We start from the raw sequence: 16743 nt of genomic DNA, 5'->3' as shown, positions 1-16743 counted from the left end.
GGCGAGGTGCCGAGTGGTGGGGCAAAAGCCCTTTGCTTACTTTGGGGCTTTTCCAAAGTGAGCCGCCGTAAGGGCGGAACCCTAAGTGGCCATGACCGCAGCAACGGATATGTACACAAACCTAAGAATCACTAAAGAGACGTGTAGCTCATCGCAGGCAAGCCAGCGATGGTGCCCTGAAAACCAACCAATCACCCGCGCCGGGCAGCACGCTCGCGCAGATACTCCACCACCGCGCCCTGCTCCCCGGAAAACTCGATCCGGGCGCCCTTCTTCTCACGCTGGAACGCGTACATCGGGTCGTAGTATTCACGCAGCCCGACAATCCACCCGCGATGCAAATCCACGTTCCCCGAGCGGGCCTGCTCGGCCAGGGCGTCCTGCATCAGCCCGTGCAAGCGCTGGTAGCGCTCCCCACCCAGACGCTTGTGGATATTGGCCAGGCTCTGCACCAGGCGCTCGGCGAACAGGCTGAAGCCCGCTTCGCCAAACTCGGCGTTGAACTGCGCGCACAGGTCGATCACATAGTCGCGCAAGACCCGCTCGACGCGGTTTTCCAGGCTCTCTTCCAGCCACACCATCGGGTACGCCTGCATGCCCCGGTGCAGGTTCAGCGGCAAGGCGCAGCTACCGATCATGCGGCTTTCGTCCTCAAGCACAAACTGCTCGATGCCCCGCGCGCGCTTTTTCAGTACGTCCACCGCCAGGCGGTTTTCAAAGTCGATATTCGACGGCTGGCCCGTGGCCCGCTTGCCAAAGCTGGAGCCCCGGTGGTTGGCGTAGCCTTCCAGGTCCAGGCCATTGCGCAGTTGCTGGAGCACCTCGGTCTTGCCGCTGCCGGTCAGGCCACCCAGCAGGACGAAATCGCACTGTTCCACAGCCTGGTCCACGGTCTCCAGCAAGAAGGTACGCATAGCCTTGTAGCCACCGCCGACCCGGGGATAGTCGATCCCCGCTTCGTCCTTGAGCACCTTCTGCACCAAGTGCGAGCGCAAGCCGCCACGGAAGCAATACAGGTAACCGTCAGGGTTGGCCTGGGCAAACGCGGTCCAGCGCGCCAGTCGCTCCTGCAGCGTTGCGCCGCTGACCAGTTGGTGTCCCAGCACAATCGCCGCCTGCTGCCCTTGCTGCTTATAGCAAGTGCCCACCCGCTGGCGTTCGTCATCGTTCATCAACGGCAGGTTGACCACACCGGGGAACGCACCCTTGACGAATTCGACCGGCGCACGGGTATCCATCATCGGCCGGTCGTTAAGAAAGATATCGCGGTAATCGGTGATGTCGATGGGCATCAAGACACCTCTACCGCGTGGCTCTGTCGCTCGACCAACTGGCCAATGGGCGCAAGGTTCAGCCCCAGTTCGGCCGCTGCCGCGAGAAACTCGGCTTCGCCCTCAGGCGTGACCGCCACCAGCAGCCCGCCACTGGTTTGCGGGTCGCACAGCACGCGCTTGTGCAACTCATTGATACGGCCCAGTTGGCGCGAGTAACTGTCGAAGTTGCGCAACGTACCGCCAGGCACACAACCCTGGTCCAGGTAGTACTCGACCCCTGGCAGGCGTGGGACTTTTTCGTATTCGATAAGCGCGGTCAAACCGCTGCCGTCAGCCATTTCCACGAGGTGCCCGAGCAGGCCGAAACCGGTCACGTCGGTCATGGCGCTAACCCCGGCCAGCTTGCCAAAGCGGCTGCCGGGCTTGTTGAGGGTGCACATCCAGTCCCGCGCCAGGCCGATATCGGCTTCCCGCAGCTTGCCCTTCTTCTCGGCGGTAGTAAGGATGCCGATGCCCAGGGGTTTGGTCAGGTACAAGCGGCAACCGGCGGTGGCGGTGTCGTTGCGCTTCATATGACGCTTGTGCACCAGCCCGGTGACGGCCAGGCCGAAGATCGGCTCCGGGGCGTCGATGGAGTGCCCACCGGCCAGGGGAATGCCCGCCGCGTCGCACACTGCACGGCCACCGCGAATCACTTCCCGGGCGATCTCCGGGGCCAGCACATTGACCGGCCAGCCGAGAATCGCGATGGCCATCAACGGATCGCCGCCCATGGCGTAGATATCGCTGATGGCGTTGGTGGCAGCAATGCGCCCGAAATCGAAGGGATCGTCAACGATCGGCATGAAAAAGTCCGTGGTGGACACCACCCCGCGCTCGTCATCAATGGCGTACACCGCCGCGTCGTCCCGCGAGGCATTACCCACCCAGAGCTTGGGGTCGAGGTTCTGCGCACCGCTGCCGGCGAGGATCACTTCCAGCACCTGTGGCGAAATCTTGCAGCCGCAACCGGCACCGTGGCTGTACTGGGTCAGGCGAATCGGCTCGTTCATGGTGGACCTCAAACTATCAAGTGCGGGGATTCTAACAGACAGCAAAAGGCCGGCTGGGCTCTTGTGAGCGCAGCCGGCCTTTGGGGTCAGCGGTTACTGGCGGGCAGCGAGCAAACGCTTGTGGCGATTACGCCGGGCAATGTTCAGGCACTCGATGGCAGCCGAGAAAGCCATGGCCGCGTACACGTAGCCTTTCGGCACATGGGCACCGAAGCCTTCGGCGATCAAGGTCATGCCGATCATGATCAAGAAGCCCAGGGCCAGCATGACCACGGTCGGGTTGTCGTTGATGAACTTGGCCAGGGGTTCAGCCGCCACCAGCATCACGATTACCGAAGTCACCACAGCAATGATCATGATCGGCAAGTGCTCGGTCATACCGACGGCGGTGATGATGCTGTCGATAGAGAACACCAGGTCGAGCAACAGGATCTGCCCGATGGCCGCGGCAAAGCCAATAGCCACGGTATTGCCGACGCTGGCCTTCTCTTCGGGCTCCGGGTCCATGCTGTGGTGGATCTCGGTGGTTGCCTTCCATACCAGGAACAGGCCGCCGGCGATCAGGATCATGTCCTTCCACGAAAACGCCTGGCCGAAGACTTCGAATACCGGCGAGGTCAATTGCACAATAAACGCGATGGTGCTCAACAGGCCCAGGCGCAGTATCAGCGCCATGCTGATGCCGATGCGCCGTGCCTTGGCCCGGTGCTGCTCCGGCAACTTATTGGTGAGGATCGAGATGAAGATCAGGTTGTCGATCCCCAGCACGATTTCCATGACGATCAACGTCGCCAGGGCCACCCAGGCGGTAGGGCTCGCGGCCAGTTGTACAAGATAATCCATAGGTCAGTCCTGACTCGGTATACGGGGAATTAAGCTTCTTTGGAACTTGGCTCAGGCTTGGAGTCCTGATCCTGCTCGTCGTCCTTGGGGGCGATCAAGCCCTGGGTCGCTTCGCTCAACGCCTGTTCGGCGGCTTTATGGGTGTCGTCAATGGCCTGCTTGGCCGCTTCGCTGGCTTTGCCCAGCACCTGCTGCGTGCTTTTCTCGACCTGGTCGCAACCACTGAGCACCACTAATGAAAGCGCAAGCAACGACGCCGCGCCCAGGGAATTGAGTTTCATGATGTATTCCTCGTTAGAACCGTTGGGCCCAAGCATTGGGCCCGCGATAGCGAGGCATTCTAAGGAAGCGAACACTTCAGGAAAATTCGTATTTTTTTCGCTTATACTTCGATTTATACGAAGTAACACTCTGCAACCGAGGCACCTGATGCTCAACTACCGACAACTGCATTACTTCTGGGTGGTCGCCAAGACCGGCAGCATCGTGCGTGCCTGCGAGCAACTGAACCTCACACCGCAGACCATCAGCGGGCAAATCAGCCTGCTGGAGCAGACATTTGGTATCGCACTGTTTCAACGAGTCGGCCGCCAGTTGGAGCTGACCGAGGCCGGGCGCCAGGCCCTGCCCTATGCCGAGCAGATGTTCCAGACCGGCAATGAATTGGAAGCGATGTTGCGCGCCCAGCCCAATGAACAACAGATTGTGTTTCGTGTCGGCGTGGCGGATGTGGTGCCCAAGTCCATCGTCTACCGCCTGATCGCGCCGACCATGGAGCTGAGCGAGCCGCTGCGCATCACCTGCCGCGAAGACAAACTCGAGCGGCTGTTGGCCGACCTGGCGATCCAGCGCCTGGACCTGGTGATTTCCGACAGCCCGATGCCGACCCACCTGGATATCAAGGGCTACAGCCAGAAGCTGGGGGAATGTGGCATCAGCTTCTTCGCCACCCAGGCGTTGGCGGACCTGCACGGCGGCGATTTCCCACAATGCCTGCACGGTGCGCCGCTGTTGATTCCTGGTGCAGAAACCGTGGTGCGCAGCCGTTTGCAGCGCTGGTTCGCCGAGCAGCAGATTCGTCCGAAGATTATCGGCGAGTTCGACGACAGCGCCTTGATGCAGGCGTTCGGCCAATCCGGCAGCGGGATTTTTATCGCCCCCAGCGTGATTGCCGAGGAAGTGCTACGCCAATACGGCGTGGCATTGATTGGCCAGACAGACGCGGTCACCGAGTCGTTCTATGCCATCTCGGTGGAGCGCAAGGTCAAGCACGCCGGCATCGTGGCGATTACCGAAGGTGCTCGCCGCGAGCTGTTTACCGCGCTTTAGACACAGGCGACCCGGGTCTTGGCGGTCATCAGCCACAGGGCCAGGAGAATCGACAGCAGGATAAACCCCGACGCGGCAAACCCCAGGCTGCCCAGGCCCATGGTGTCGATCACCCGCCCACCGACCATCGCGCCCAGGCCAATGCCCAGGTTGGCCCCGGCAATGTTCAAGGACGCAGCAAATGCCGGCGCATGGGGTGCGGCCTTCATCAACCGCACATGGCTGACCAAAAACAGCGCCGCCTGGGTCACGCCCCAGATCGCCATGGCCGCCGCCAGGCCGAGGGTGGAGTGGATCGCCGGTACCAGCGCTACCATGCCGGCGATCATAAAGCCGCAAAACACCATAGAAGCGATCAGCGGATGCTTGTCGACCATGCGCCCGCCCAGGGAGTTACCGATCAGGCCGACGGCGCCAAAGCCCATCAGGCACCAGCCCACCAGGGTGCCATCGAAGCCGGCCAGGCGCTCCAGAATATCGGCCAGGTAGGTGTAAGCGGTGAACATGCCGCTGAAGACCAGGATCGACAGCAACACATGGCCCTGCATCAACGGGCTGCGCAGGATCTTGAACTGCGAACGCAGGGTCACCGCGTCCTTTTTCACGGTGGTGGCCGGCAGGTAGATCAACAGCAGCAATGCCTTGAGCATCGCCACCCCGGCGAGGATGCCAAAGGCGCTGCGCCAGCCGAACGCATCGGAGATCAGGGTGCCCACCGGGATGCCGAAGACGGTAGCGCAGACAATCCCGAAACCGATCTTGGCAATCGCCCGGCCAGCGTAGTCCGGCCCGACGATGTCCACTGCCGTTTCACTGGCCAGGGCCCAAAACACCGGCAGCCCCAGAGCGGGAATCAGGCGGGCCACGGCCATCACCCAAATATTCGGCGCCAGGGCCGCCAGGGTATTGGCCGCGCCAAACATCAATAGAATGCTGATAAACAGACGCTTGCGCTCGAAACGCGCGAAATACGCGGTCAGAAACGGCCCGAACGCGGCAACGGTAAAGGCAAACAAAGTCACCAGCAGACCGGCCTGGGACACGCTCACATCCAGGTCGCGAGCGATGGAGGGTAATAGCCCGACAATCACAAATTCGGTGGTCAACACGGTAAAACCGGCTGCGGACAGCAGCAGGATGGGCAACAACATGCACAACTCCAGAAACGGCGACGCCAGCGTTAGCCTTGAGGCCCGCTGACAGAGATATAAGAAGAGGATGGCGAATCTTAACAGAATGTGACCGTGCCACACACGGCCTTGGCGACTGAATGCCGCAGTAAACTGGATATTTCCTACAGCATGTTAGACTTCGCGCCCTGCATAGCGCTGTACACATTAAAAAAACTAGAGACACTCTTATGACTGCTGCTCCCTCACTCTTTCAACGACTTATGCGCCTCAGCCTGGTCACCCAGATTGTCATCGGCCTGACCGCTGGCATCTTGCTGGCCCTGCTGTCGCCCAGTGCGGCCCTGTCCACCGCGTTTATCGGCAAGGTATTTGTCTCGGCGCTCAAGGCCGTGGCGCCAATCCTGGTGTTTGTGCTGGTGATGGCCTCGATTGCCAACCACAAGCATGGCCAGGAAACCCATATCCGGCCGATTCTGTTCCTGTACCTGCTGGGCACCTTTTCGGCGGCGGTGGTCGCGGTCATTGCCAGTACCCTCTTCCCCTCGAACCTGGTGCTCAGCACCCATGACGTGGCCGTCAGCGCCCCCGGCGGGATCGGCGAGGTGATGCAGGGCCTGTTGCTCAGCGTGGTGGACAACCCTATCAGCGCTCTGATGAACGCCAATTTCATCGGGATCCTGGCCTGGGCCATCGGCATGGGCATCGCGATCCGTCATGCCGGGGAAACCACCCGAACCGTGCTGGACGACCTGTCCAACGGCGTCACGCTGATCGTGCGCGTGGTGATTCGCTTCGCCCCCCTGGGTATTTTCGGCCTGGTGGCCTCGACCCTGGCCGCTTCCGGCTTCGATGCCTTGCTGGGTTATGCGCACCTGTTGCTGGTGCTGATCGGCTGCATGCTGTTCGTGGCACTGGTGGTCAACCCAGCCATCGTGTTCTGGAAACTGCGCCGCAACCCGTACCCGCTGGTGCTGTTGTGCCTGCGTGAAAGTGGGATCACCGCCTTCTTCACCCGCAGTTCGGCGGCCAATATCCCGGTCAATCTGGCGTTGAGTGAGCGCCTGGGCCTGCATGAAGACACCTATTCGGTGTCGATCCCGTTGGGTGCGACCATCAATATGGCCGGCGCCGCGATCACCATTACCGTGCTGACCCTGGCGGCCGTGCACACCTTGGGCATCGCCGTCGACCTGCCGACCGCCGTGCTGCTCAGCGTGGTCGCAGCGATCTGTGCCTGTGGCGCGTCGGGTGTGGCCGGGGGGTCGCTGTTGCTGATTCCACTGGCGTGCAGCCTGTTCGGCATTCCGAGTGAAATCGCCATGCAAGTGGTGGCCGTAGGCTTCATTATCGGGGTGTTGCAGGATTCGGCGGAAACCGCGCTGAACTCGTCTACCGACGTGTTGTTCACCGCTGCGGCGTGCCTGGGCCAGGAAGACAAGAACCCGGCCTGACACAACCCGGCAAGCAAGTGGGCGCTGGTTTGGGTGGAAGCTGGCTTGCCTGCGATGCAAGCAACTCGGTCTATCAGTGATACCGAGGTGATGCTATCGCAGCGATGCGGCGATCCGACAAGCCAGCTCCCACACAAGCCAGCGCCCACATTTGTTTTGCGGTGTGACTCGGGGCTTAGAATGCGCCCATGTAGTCACGCTTGCCCACTTCCACACCGTTATGACGCAGCAAGGCGTAGGCGGTGGTGACGTGGAAGAAGAACTGCGGCAGGCCGTAGGTCAGCAAGTAGGACTGGCCGCTGAATCGCTTCTCTTTAGGCGTGCCCGGACGGGTGACGATCTCGATACCTTCCTTGCCGTCGATCTGTGCCGGGGTGATGGTGTCGATAAAGGCCAGGACCTTGGCAATCAGCGCTTGCAGGTCAGCGAAGGTAACTTCGGTATCTTCGTATTTCGGCACTTCGATCTCAGCCAGGCGCGCGGAAACGCCCTTGGCAAAATCCACGGCGATCTGTACCTGACGGACCAGCGGGAACATGTCCGGGAACAGACGCGCCTGCAGCAAGGCGTTAGGGTCGATGTTCTTGGCGGTGGCGTGGGCCTCGGCCTTGTTCAGCACATCGCTCAGGGCGTTGAGCATTTGCTTGAAGACCGGAAGTGAAGCGGCGTACAGGGAAATAGTCATGACAGTCTCGACAGTGGTGACAGGGTTTGAACAGCGGCGATTATAGACATGAGCGCTGCTTGTCTTTTATTTTTTCGGGATTAGGCTAGTGGGCTCACTGCATAGGGAAAGCGCGATGACCGCCGAGCACGACACCACCTCTTCCGAGCCGCGCCTGAACAGCACGGAAATCCGCGTTTTGGGCTGCCTGATCGAGAAACAGGCCACTAACCCGGAAACCTACCCGCTGACCCTCAATGCCCTGGTCCTGGCCTGCAACCAGAAAACCAGCCGGGAACCGGTGATGAACCTCAGCCAGGGCCAGGTTGGCCAGAGCCTGCGCGCCCTGGAGGGCCGTGGTTTTACCAAGCTGGTGATGGGCAGTCGCGCCGACCGCTGGGAACACCGCGTGGACAAGGCCCTGGAACTGGTGCCGGCACAGGTGATCCTTACCGGCCTGCTGTTCCTGCGCGGGCCGCAGACGGTCAACGAACTGCTGACCCGCAGCGGGCGCATGCATGATTTTGAAGATGCCGAGCAGGTGGTGCATCAACTGGAACGCCTGATCGCCCGTGACCTGGCGGTGCTAGTACCCAAGCAGGCCGGCCAGCGCGAAGACCGCTACACCCACTCCCTGGGCGATCCCGCGGATATCGAGGCGATCCTGGCCGCACGCGGTAGCCCGGTGGAGCGCAGCAGCGCCAGTGGGGTTTCCGTGGAGCGCATCGAGGAGCTGGAGGCGCGGATTGCGGCGCTGGAAGAGCGCCTGTCACGCCTCGAATAAACGTCCCCCCTTATGGGAGCGGGCTTGTGTGGGAGCGGGCTTGCTCGCGAAAGCAGTGGGTCAGTCAACATCAATGTTTGCTGGGCCGACGTCTTCGCGAGCAAGCCCGCTCCCACATGGGCCGGCGGTGTTTACTGCCGGGCGAAATCCACCGCCTTCTGGAACTGTTCGTCCGTCGGCCGGATGCCGGTGTACAGCACGAACTGCTCCAGGGCCTGGATCGCGATCACTTCCAGGCCGGTAATCACCCGCTTGCCCTGGGCCCTGCCCCGCACGATCAACGGCGTTTCGGCGGGGATGGCCACCACATCGAACACGGTGTCTGCCGCATCAATTGCGTCGGCCGCAAACGCCAGGTCCTGCGCCTGGGCGCCGCCAGTCATGCCGATCGGCGTCACGTTGACCAGCATCTGCGGGCGCGCTTCACCCAAGGTCGCCTGCCACTGATAGCCCAGGTTCTGCGCCAGGGCCCGGCCCGCCGTTTCATTGCGCGCAACGATCACGCCATTGGTATAGCCACCATCCCGCAAGGCACTGGCCACGGCCTTGGCCATGCCGCCGCTGCCGTGCAGGGCGAAGGTCGAGTCCTTGGGCACCGCGTGTTTTTGCAGCAGTTGCTCGATGGCGATGTAGTCGGTGTTGTAGGCCTTGAGGTGCCCGGCGGTGTTGACGATGGTGTTGATCGAGGCGATGGCGCGGGCCGATTCGTCGAGTTCATCGACCAGCTCGATGCAGGCTTCCTTGAACGGCATCGACACCCCACACCCACGAATCCCCAAGGCACGGATCCCGGCCACGGCGCCGTTCAAGTCCTGGCTGCTGAACGCCTTGTAGTAGAAGTTCAGCCCCAGCTGCTCATACAAATGGTTATGAAATCGCAGGCCGAAATTGCCCGGACGGGCCGACAGCGACATGCACAGCTGGGTATCCTTGTTGGGGTTCATCAGCATCGGTAACGCCTCTTCGAAGTAAGCAAATCGGTACAGACCTTACACAACCTTTACCTAGTGGCCGTGCTGTTTTCCTGAAATACGTTGTCTTAAAAGTATCCCCGCGACAATCCTTGAGTCTATTGATTGCAGACCACAAGCGCAGGGGCCAACCGAGGAAAGACCATGATTCGTAAAATCCCCAGGATCGCTTTGCTGATCGGTGCACTTGCTGTAGCCGGCCAAGCCTCCGCCCATGGTGGCGGTTGGGGTGGCCCGGCCGTATTGGGTGCGGTTGTCGGCGCAGCCGTAGTGGGCTCTGTGATCGCCAGCCATGATCGACCGGTGTATGTGCAGCAGCAACCGGTGTATTACCAGCCCCAGCCGGTGTATGCCGCCCCACCACCGGTCTATTACCAGCCGGCGCCAGTGTACGTGCAGCAGCCGGTGTATTACCGCCGGGCGCCCGTGTATTACGGGCCACCACGTGGCTACTACGGCCCGCCCCGTGGCTATTACGGGCGTGGCTGGTAAACCCATCAGCAAAAGCCCCGCACACCCGGCGGGGCTTTTTTATGGGTGGCCAGGTCTGAATAAATCTCGCCAGGGTCGTTATGGGGACAACCCTGGCTGTTAATTCCGACATTATTAGGGCCAACGTGCACTTGCCCAATGGGGGGCCGCGCTGTCATGTTTGTGTCACACGGCACTCTCACTATCAAAACTGTCCCCTATAAAAGGCCATAACAACAAGGACGCCCCAGCATGCCCACACAAAATCCGCACCGTACCGCCGGCCTCTGCACCTCGAGCAAGGTCTATAGCGCCTTGACCGAGCTCAAGCACCTGGAAGGCCATCGCAGCGCCAAGTTTCTTTCGCTGCTGGCAGAAAACCTGGTCCACAAAGGCCTGCTCAATGAACAGGAGGTGCTGCACATGCTGGACCAGGTGGTTGACTGAGCCCCTGCCGGTGCAGCCTCGATGACAGTGATGTTGACTATCGAGCAGGGTGATTTTCCCTCGCCGCCGGGCCACCGTAAGGTGACCTCCATCAGCAATGGAGGTAGATATGCCCACTATCCAGATCATGTCCGTCGTCGGCAGTGCCGTCCCTGTCCCCCTTCGCGAGCTGGGTTTGCTCGCCTGCTGGTACCTGGTACGCGACGGTGAAGCCATCAGTGGCCCCCTGACCTCACTGCCCGATGCCCAGGCCCTGTCACGCAAGATGGCCCACTGCTTCTCGGCTTAGGGCAATGGCAGGCGTACCCGGGGTTTGGTTTCGACAAACAGCCCCCAGCTGGAAATAAACAGCGCGGCAATCAACGGCCCGATTACAAAACCATTGAGGCCGAAGACTGACAGGCCGCCCAGGGTTGAGATCAGGATCAGGTAATCCGGCATCTTGGTGTCCTTGCCCACCAGGATCGGGCGCAGCACGTTGTCCACCAGGCCGATCACAAACACCCCGAACAAGGCCAGCACCACCCCTTGCCAGATTGAACCGCTGAGCAGGAAGTACGCGGCTACCGGCCCCCACACAATCCCGGCACCCACCGCCGGCAGCAATGACAGAAACGCCATCAGCACCGCCCAGAGCAACGCACTGGGAATATCCAGAAACCAGAAAATCAGGCCACCCAGCGCCCCCTGGGTCACCGCCACCAGCACATTGCCCTTGACGGTCGCCCGTACCACGCGGTTGAACTTCAGTTGCAGGCGACGCTTCTGTGGCTCGGCCAGCGGCACCGCCGTGCGCACTTTGCGCACCAGTTCGGGGCCGTCGCGCAGCAGGAAGAACAGCAGGTAGAGCATGATGAAAAAGCTCACCAGGAAATCAAAGGTGCCCTGACCAAAGCTGAATGCCTGGCTGGCAAAGAACTGGCTGCCCTGCATCGCGCCCTTGACGATTTTCTCGCGCAGGCCTTCCAGGTTGCCCATGCCGAAGCGATCTAGCAGGTTCTGGAAGTACGGCGGCAGGAAGTTCTTGAATTGCTCGATGTAGCCCGCCACATCCAATTTGCCGCTTTCGACGTTCTTGTACAGCGTCGCCCCCTCCTGCACCAGCAAGGCGCTGGTGATGATCACCGGCAAGATCGCGATCACCAGGCACACCATCAGGGTACACAGCGACGTGAGGTTGCGGTTCCAGCCAAACTTGAGCTGCAGGCGCCGCTGCATAGGCGCAAAGATGATCCCGAGGATGACCGCCCAGAACACCGCGCCGTAGAACGGCAACAGGATCCAGAAAAACGCGAGGGTCACCAGGACCAGCAGCAATAGCAGGGTTTTGAATTGCAGATTCGTTTGGTTCATGTCCGATCCGTGCCAGAAAAACGTCGGGCGCCCAGCGCGCCCTGTTGCTTAGTCCACCGCGCATCCGGCGAGTGCCATCTTTATTTCTACAGCGTAGACCCAGATCAATAACCGCCAGGCCCGGCTCGGCTACCCTGCCGCCCTTTTGCGATCTGAATCCCATGCTCCCTGTCCTCGCTCCCGAATTGCTCGCCCCTGCCGGCACCCTGAAAAACATGCGCTACGCCTTTGCCTACGGCGCCGATGCGGTCTACGCCGGCCAGCCGCGCTACAGCTTGCGGGTGCGTAATAACGAGTTCGATCACGCCAACCTGGCCCTGGGCATCGCCGAGGCGCAGGCCCAGGGCAAGCGCTTTTATGTAGTGGTCAATATCGCGCCGCACAATGCCAAGCTGAAAACCTTCCTCAAGGACCTGGAACCGGTGATCGCCATGGGCCCGGACGCGCTGATCATGTCCGATCCGGGCTTGATCATGCTGGTGCGCCGGCACTTCCCGCAGATGCCGATCCATCTGTCGGTACAGGCCAACACGGTGAACTGGGCCAGTGTCGAGTTCTGGCAGCAGCAAGGCATCTGCCGGATCATCCTGTCGCGGGAGCTGTCCCTGGAAGAAATCGCCGAAATCCGCCAGCACGTGCCGGCCATGGAGCTGGAAGTGTTTGTGCATGGCGCGCTGTGCATGGCCTACTCCGGGCGCTGCCTGTTGTCCGGTTATATGAACAAGCGCGATGCCAACCAGGGCACCTGCACCAATGCCTGCCGCTGGAAATACCAGGCCACACCCGCGACCGAAAACACCGTGGGCGATATCGTCCAGCAGTATCAGCCCGAGCCGACCCTGGGCCTTGGCGCGCCCACCGACCAGGTGTTCCTGCTGCAGGAGGCCAACCGCCCGGATGAGCAGATGCCGGCCTTCGAGGACGAACACGGCACCTACATCATGAACGCCAAGGACCTGCGGGCGGTGCAGCATGTCGAGCGCCTGACGCAGATGGGCGTGCATTCGTTGAAAATCGAAGGCCGCACCAAGTCCCACTTTTATGTGGCGCGCACCACCCAGGTGTACCGCCAGGCCATTGATGATGCGGTGGCCGGTCGTGCGTTCGACCGGGGCTTGATGACCAACCTTGAGTCCCTGGCCCAGCGTGGCTACACCGAAGGTTTCCTGCGCCGCCACGTGCATGACGAATACCAGAACTACCAGAACGGCAGCTCCGTCTCGGAACAACAGCAGTTTGTCGGGGAATTGACCGGCGAACGGCGCGGGGAGCTGGCCGAAGTCAAGGTGAAGAACCGCTTTGCCGTGGGCAATCACCTGGAACTGATGACCCCGGCGGGGAATTTCCATTTTGACCTGGGGATGATGCATAACGCCAAGGGTGAGGCGATTGAGGTAGCGCCGGGGGATGGGCACACGGTGTATGTGCCGGTGCCGTTGGACATGGATATCGGGTTTGGGTTGTTGATGCGGGATGTGTAGCGGCTGTTAGGGCCCCATCGCAGGCAAGCCAGCTCCCACATTTGACTGCATTCACAGTTCAACATGTGGGAGCTGGCTTGCCTGCGATGAGGCCAGAACCAGCACCGCAATTGCCAGATCAGATCCTGAACTACCCCAGCAACCGCCACATTTTGACCATGTTCACCGATCAAGTGTGGGAGCTGGCTTGCCTGCGATGAGGCCAGATCAAGCACCGCAATTGCCAGATCAGATCCCTAACTACCCCAGCAACTGCCACATTTTGACCGTATTCACCGATCAAGTGTGGGAGCTGGCTTGCCTGCGATGAGGCCAGAACCAGCACCGCAATTGCCAGATCAGATCCTGAACTGCCCCACCAACTGCCCCAACCGCTGCCCCAGTTCCGCCAGGCTGCGGGAGGTCTGTGCGCCCTGCTGGGTCTCGTCCGCCACGCTGTCCACCGCCACGGCAATCTGATGCACGCTGCGGTTGATCTCTTCGGCCACGGCGGTTTGCTCTTCTGCAGCACTGGCGATCTGCGCGTTCATCGTGTTGATGGTCCCGATCAGTTGCGCCATGGTATCGAGGGACGCCCCGGCTTCGTTGGCCTGGGCCGAGGTGCCGTCGCCGGCATCGCTGGAGCGGCGCATGGATTCCACGGCCGCCTCGGTGCCTTTTTGCAGGCGGTCGATCATGCCCTGGATTTCCTGGGTACTTTGCTGGGTGCGGCTGGCCAGTGCGCGTACCTCATCGGCCACCACCGCAAAACCACGCCCGGCTTCACCGGCACGGGCGGCTTCAATGGCGGCGTTGAGGGCCAGCAGGTTGGTCTGCTCGGCAATCGAGCGGATCACCCCAAGCACGCTGACAATCGACGACACGTCCTGTTGCAGGCTATCCAGGGACACGCCACTGCTGCGGATGTCATTCACCAACGCATGAATCTGCGCGATGCTGCCATCCACCACGCGCTTGGCGGCCTGGCCTTCGGCGTCGGTCTGCTGCGCCGCCACGGCCGCGCCCTGGGCACTTCGGGCCACTTCATGGGCGGCAGACGACATTTCATTGATCGCCGTCGCCACCTGGTCGGTTTCCTGACGTTGGCGTTCCATGGCCTGCTCCGAACGATGGGCCTGCTCGGACACCTGGCTGACCAGCCCGGTCAGTTGCGAGGTCATGTCAGTGATCTGGCGTACCAGGCCGTGGATCTTATCGACAAACCGATTGAACGAGCCGGCCAGTTCACCCAACTCGTCCTGGCTGGTGATTGCCAGGCGCCGGGTCAGGTCGCCCTCACCGGCGGCGATATCGTCGAGGTTGGCTTTCATCAGGTGCAAGGGGCGCAGGATGGTATTGGCCAGCAGCATGCCCGCTGCAGCGATCAGCAACAGCAGGATTACGGCGATGCCGACAATGCTCAACAACACCCCTTCCATGCGCTCGTTGACCTTGGCTTCGACTTCGCTGACCAGGGCCTCGATACCGTCGAGGTTGACCGAGGTACCGATCACCATGTCCCACTTGGGCAGGTACTCGGTGTAGCCGAGCTTGGGCACCAGTTCGGTTTGCCCCGGCTGGGTCGAGCTGTATTGCAGGTAGTGGGTGCCGTCCTTGCCGACCTTGACCAGGTCGCGGTTGACGTAGACGCCGTTGGGGTCACGGTTGTCCTTGAAGCTTTTGCCCACGCCGTCGGGGCTGTTGCCCTTGAACAGGCGGATGGTTTCGGAGTCGTAGCCGAAGAAATAGCCGTCCTTGCCGTAGGTTGTGTTGGACAACAGCTTGACCACCTGCGCCCGCGCCTCCGTATCGCCGGGGGCTGCCGCGTCGTACAGCGGCTTGATGGTGGTCATCGCCACTTCGACATAACTTTGCAGGGTGGCCTTGGCGTTGTTGAGCAGGCGCTGGCGGGTTTCGGCCACCTCGGTGCGCGCCTGTTCCTTGAGAATCCACACGGTGGTCAGGCTGATGACCACGGCAAACAACAACACTGGCAGTACAGCGAGGGACAGGACTTTGGCCTTCAGACTCAGACGCATGGATCTTCTCTCTTGTAGGGCAACGTTACGAGGTTAACGGCCCTAAAGGAGAAAACTGTAGGAATCTGCTTGTTACAGGGTCATCGCAGCAAACCAGCCGAACACCAGCAACGGCAGGTTGTAGTGCAGGAAGGTCGGGACCACGGTGTCCCAGATATGGTGGTGCTGGCCGTCGATGTTCAAACCCGAGGTCGGCCCCAGGGTAGAGTCGGACGCAGGCGAACCGGCATCGCCCAAGGCCCCGGCGGTGCCGACGATGCAGACAATGGCCAGCGGGCTGAACCCCAGTTGCACACACAGCGGTACAAAAATCGCCGCGAGGATCGGCACGGTGGAAAACGACGAACCGATGCCCATGGTCACCAGCAGGCCTACCAGCAACATCAACAGCGCACCCACGCCACGGCTGTGGCCGATGAATTCGGCCGAAGCCTGCACCAGCGTCTGTACCTGGCCGGTGGCCTTGAGCACTTCGGCAAACCCCGACGCCGCGATCATGATGAAGCCGATCATCGCCATCATTTTCATGCCTTCGGTGAACAGATCATCGGTGTCGCGCCAGCGCACGATGCCCGATACCGAGAAGATCAGGAAACCCGCCAGGGCACCGATGATCATCGAATCCAGCCACAACTGGATAATAAAGGCCGAGGCAATGGCCAGCCCGGCGACCAGCAGGGTCAGCGGGTTGTACTGCACCGCCACTTGCTCGACCCGCTCGATCTTCTGCAGGTCGTAGATGCGCTTTTTGCGGTAGCTGATAAACACCGCCACCAACAGGCCGAACACCATGCCCAGCGCCGGAATACCCATGGCATGGGTAACGTTGACCTGGCTGATATCCACCCCGCTCTTGGCGACATTGGCCAGCAGGATCTGGTTGAGGAAGATATTGCCGAAGCCCACCGGCAGGAACATGTACGGGGTGATCAGGCCGAAGGTCATGACGCAGGCGATCAGGCGCCGGTCAATCTGCAACTTGGTCAGCACATACAGCAGCGGCGGTACCAGCAGCGGGATAAAGGCGATATGGATCGGCAGGATGTTCTGCGAGGCAATCGCCACCGCTCCCAGCAGGCAGATCAGCAGCCATTTGACAGAACTGCCGCCAGTGGCGTCCTGGCGGCCCACCAGCAGCAGGGCCTTGTCCGCCAGGGCATGGGCCAGGCCGGACTTGGCAATCGCCACCGCGAAAGCACCGAGCAATGCGTAAGACAACGCCACCGTGGCACCGCCGCCCAAGCCGCTGTTGAACGCGCTGAGCGTCGCGTCGATCCCCAGGCCACCGGTCAAACCGCCGACCAGGGCACCCACGATGATCGCGATGACCACATGCACGCGGGACAGGCTGAGCACGAGCATGGTGCCGACCGCGGCGATTACTGCGTTAATCATGGTTACCTCAAGACAGAAATATAAACACAACACGCGCCGGCGCCCCGGCCAGATGTCGACCACGGCACACGCAGAAA

At 61.1% G+C, this 16743-nt stretch carries 17 protein-coding genes; 7 read left to right on the top strand and 10 right to left on the bottom strand.

Annotated features, from left to right (window positions below; translation table 11 throughout):
• Positions 1-191: 191 nt before the first annotated feature.
• The 4 genes from mnmH to HBO24_RS28805 form a co-directional block, all read right to left on the bottom strand.
• Complete coding sequence (mnmH, locus tag HBO24_RS28820; protein WP_057439454.1) at positions 192-1292, bottom strand: tRNA 2-selenouridine(34) synthase MnmH; 1101 nt, start codon at positions 1290-1292, stop codon at positions 192-194.
• Positions 1292-2326 carry a selenide, water dikinase SelD gene (gene selD / locus HBO24_RS28815; protein WP_057439455.1) on the bottom strand — a complete coding sequence of 345 codons (1035 nt, stop codon included), beginning with the start codon at positions 2324-2326 and terminating at the stop codon, positions 1292-1294. Before selD ends, mnmH begins: the two co-directional genes overlap by 1 nt.
• A 93-nt stretch (positions 2327-2419) precedes the next feature.
• Positions 2420-3169 (bottom strand): TerC family protein, encoded by a 750-nt coding sequence (locus HBO24_RS28810; RefSeq protein WP_057439456.1) that lies wholly within the window; start codon positions 3167-3169, stop codon positions 2420-2422.
• A gap of 29 nt (positions 3170-3198) precedes the next feature.
• A complete protein-coding gene (locus HBO24_RS28805) occupies positions 3199-3450 on the bottom strand; it encodes a hypothetical protein (protein ID WP_057439457.1) in 252 nt (83 codons plus the stop codon).
• 148 nt (positions 3451-3598) lie between these two features.
• Between HBO24_RS28805 and nhaR the strand changes: the two genes are divergently transcribed.
• Entirely contained in the window at positions 3599-4498 is a 900-nt protein-coding gene (gene nhaR / locus HBO24_RS28800) for a transcriptional activator NhaR (RefSeq protein WP_170060808.1), read from the top strand.
• Here nhaR and HBO24_RS28795 read toward each other — a convergent pair.
• Complete coding sequence (locus HBO24_RS28795) at positions 4495-5649, bottom strand: MFS transporter (protein WP_170060807.1); 1155 nt, start codon at positions 5647-5649, stop codon at positions 4495-4497. The two genes, nhaR and HBO24_RS28795, sit on opposite strands and share 4 nt — an antisense overlap.
• A 209-nt stretch (positions 5650-5858) precedes the next feature.
• Here HBO24_RS28795 and sstT point away from each other — a divergent pair, with 209 nt between their 5' ends.
• Positions 5859-7082, top strand: coding sequence for a serine/threonine transporter SstT (gene sstT, locus HBO24_RS28790; protein WP_115128545.1), 1224 nt, complete (start codon positions 5859-5861; stop codon positions 7080-7082).
• Between the two features lie 175 nt (positions 7083-7257).
• On the opposite strand, the gene HBO24_RS28785 is transcribed toward sstT, so the two are convergent.
• Positions 7258-7767, bottom strand: coding sequence for a DUF1993 domain-containing protein (locus tag HBO24_RS28785; RefSeq protein WP_057439460.1), 510 nt, complete (start codon positions 7765-7767; stop codon positions 7258-7260).
• Between the two features lie 115 nt (positions 7768-7882).
• On the opposite strand from HBO24_RS28785, the gene HBO24_RS28780 reads away from it, so the two are divergent.
• Positions 7883-8530 carry a DUF480 domain-containing protein gene (locus tag HBO24_RS28780; RefSeq protein WP_057439461.1) on the top strand — a complete coding sequence of 216 codons (648 nt, stop codon included), beginning with the start codon at positions 7883-7885 and terminating at the stop codon, positions 8528-8530.
• 131 nt (positions 8531-8661) lie between these two features.
• Here HBO24_RS28780 and HBO24_RS28775 read toward each other — a convergent pair whose 3' ends face one another.
• Positions 8662-9480, bottom strand: a complete 819-nt coding sequence (locus HBO24_RS28775) for a shikimate 5-dehydrogenase (protein WP_170060806.1) — start codon at positions 9478-9480, stop codon at positions 8662-8664.
• Between the two features lie 165 nt (positions 9481-9645).
• On the opposite strand from HBO24_RS28775, the gene HBO24_RS28770 reads away from it, so the two are divergent.
• From HBO24_RS28770 to HBO24_RS28760, 3 genes are all read left to right on the top strand, one after another.
• Positions 9646-9993, top strand: a complete 348-nt coding sequence (locus HBO24_RS28770) for a hypothetical protein (RefSeq protein ID WP_057439463.1) — start codon at positions 9646-9648, stop codon at positions 9991-9993.
• A gap of 231 nt (positions 9994-10224) precedes the next feature.
• The gene (locus HBO24_RS28765; RefSeq protein ID WP_029296627.1) at positions 10225-10419 is read left to right on the top strand and encodes a hypothetical protein; all 195 of its coding nucleotides are present in this window, start codon (positions 10225-10227) and stop codon (positions 10417-10419) included.
• 109 nt (positions 10420-10528) lie between these two features.
• Positions 10529-10708: a hypothetical protein gene (locus HBO24_RS28760; RefSeq protein WP_057439464.1), complete on the top strand. Its 180-nt coding sequence runs from the start codon at positions 10529-10531 to the stop codon at positions 10706-10708.
• Here the strand turns inward: HBO24_RS28760 and HBO24_RS28755 are convergent.
• Positions 10705-11772 carry an AI-2E family transporter gene (locus HBO24_RS28755; RefSeq protein ID WP_115128547.1) on the bottom strand — a complete coding sequence of 356 codons (1068 nt, stop codon included), beginning with the start codon at positions 11770-11772 and terminating at the stop codon, positions 10705-10707. The genes HBO24_RS28760 and HBO24_RS28755 overlap by 4 nt on opposite strands.
• Before the next feature lie 161 nt (positions 11773-11933).
• Here HBO24_RS28755 and yegQ point away from each other — a divergent pair, with 161 nt between their 5' ends.
• Positions 11934-13253: a tRNA 5-hydroxyuridine modification protein YegQ gene (gene yegQ / locus HBO24_RS28750; protein WP_115128548.1), complete on the top strand. Its 1320-nt coding sequence runs from the start codon at positions 11934-11936 to the stop codon at positions 13251-13253.
• Between the two features lie 338 nt (positions 13254-13591).
• On the opposite strand, the gene HBO24_RS28745 is transcribed toward yegQ, so the two are convergent.
• Both HBO24_RS28745 and HBO24_RS28740 read right to left on the bottom strand, forming a co-directional pair.
• Positions 13592-15271, bottom strand: coding sequence for a methyl-accepting chemotaxis protein (locus tag HBO24_RS28745; RefSeq protein WP_115128549.1), 1680 nt, complete (start codon positions 15269-15271; stop codon positions 13592-13594).
• A gap of 72 nt (positions 15272-15343) precedes the next feature.
• Positions 15344-16663, bottom strand: a complete 1320-nt coding sequence (locus HBO24_RS28740) for a Na+/H+ antiporter NhaC family protein (protein WP_169961237.1) — start codon at positions 16661-16663, stop codon at positions 15344-15346.
• Positions 16664-16743: the final 80 nt, after the last annotated feature.

Source organism: Pseudomonas sp. WS 5410 (assembly GCF_012985645.1).
In the GTDB taxonomy this organism is placed as follows: domain Bacteria; phylum Pseudomonadota; class Gammaproteobacteria; order Pseudomonadales; family Pseudomonadaceae; genus Aquipseudomonas; species Aquipseudomonas shahriarae.
Note: the sequence above shows the minus strand (reverse complement) of the source record. Positions and strands in the feature narration are given on the sequence as shown.

Coding starts and splice junctions, on each gene's coding strand:
- sstT (WP_115128545.1), top strand. CDS start 5,859: ATGACTGCTGCTCCCTCACTCTTTCAACGACTTATGCGCCTCAGCCTG.
- HBO24_RS28785 (WP_057439460.1), bottom strand. CDS start 7,767: ATGACTATTTCCCTGTACGCCGCTTCACTTCCGGTCTTCAAGCAAATG.
- HBO24_RS28760 (WP_057439464.1), top strand. CDS start 10,529: ATGCCCACTATCCAGATCATGTCCGTCGTCGGCAGTGCCGTCCCTGTC.
- mnmH (WP_057439454.1), bottom strand. CDS start 1,292: ATGCCCATCGACATCACCGATTACCGCGATATCTTTCTTAACGACCGG.
- HBO24_RS28755 (WP_115128547.1), bottom strand. CDS start 11,772: ATGAACCAAACGAATCTGCAATTCAAAACCCTGCTATTGCTGCTGGTC.
- nhaR (WP_170060808.1), top strand. CDS start 3,599: ATGCTCAACTACCGACAACTGCATTACTTCTGGGTGGTCGCCAAGACC.
- selD (WP_057439455.1), bottom strand. CDS start 2,326: ATGAACGAGCCGATTCGCCTGACCCAGTACAGCCACGGTGCCGGTTGC.
- HBO24_RS28780 (WP_057439461.1), top strand. CDS start 7,883: ATGACCGCCGAGCACGACACCACCTCTTCCGAGCCGCGCCTGAACAGC.
- HBO24_RS28795 (WP_170060807.1), bottom strand. CDS start 5,649: ATGTTGTTGCCCATCCTGCTGCTGTCCGCAGCCGGTTTTACCGTGTTG.
- yegQ (WP_115128548.1), top strand. CDS start 11,934: ATGCTCCCTGTCCTCGCTCCCGAATTGCTCGCCCCTGCCGGCACCCTG.
- HBO24_RS28745 (WP_115128549.1), bottom strand. CDS start 15,271: ATGCGTCTGAGTCTGAAGGCCAAAGTCCTGTCCCTCGCTGTACTGCCA.
- HBO24_RS28775 (WP_170060806.1), bottom strand. CDS start 9,480: ATGCTGATGAACCCCAACAAGGATACCCAGCTGTGCATGTCGCTGTCG.
- HBO24_RS28765 (WP_029296627.1), top strand. CDS start 10,225: ATGCCCACACAAAATCCGCACCGTACCGCCGGCCTCTGCACCTCGAGC.
- HBO24_RS28805 (WP_057439457.1), bottom strand. CDS start 3,450: ATGAAACTCAATTCCCTGGGCGCGGCGTCGTTGCTTGCGCTTTCATTA.
- HBO24_RS28810 (WP_057439456.1), bottom strand. CDS start 3,169: ATGGATTATCTTGTACAACTGGCCGCGAGCCCTACCGCCTGGGTGGCC.
- HBO24_RS28770 (WP_057439463.1), top strand. CDS start 9,646: ATGATTCGTAAAATCCCCAGGATCGCTTTGCTGATCGGTGCACTTGCT.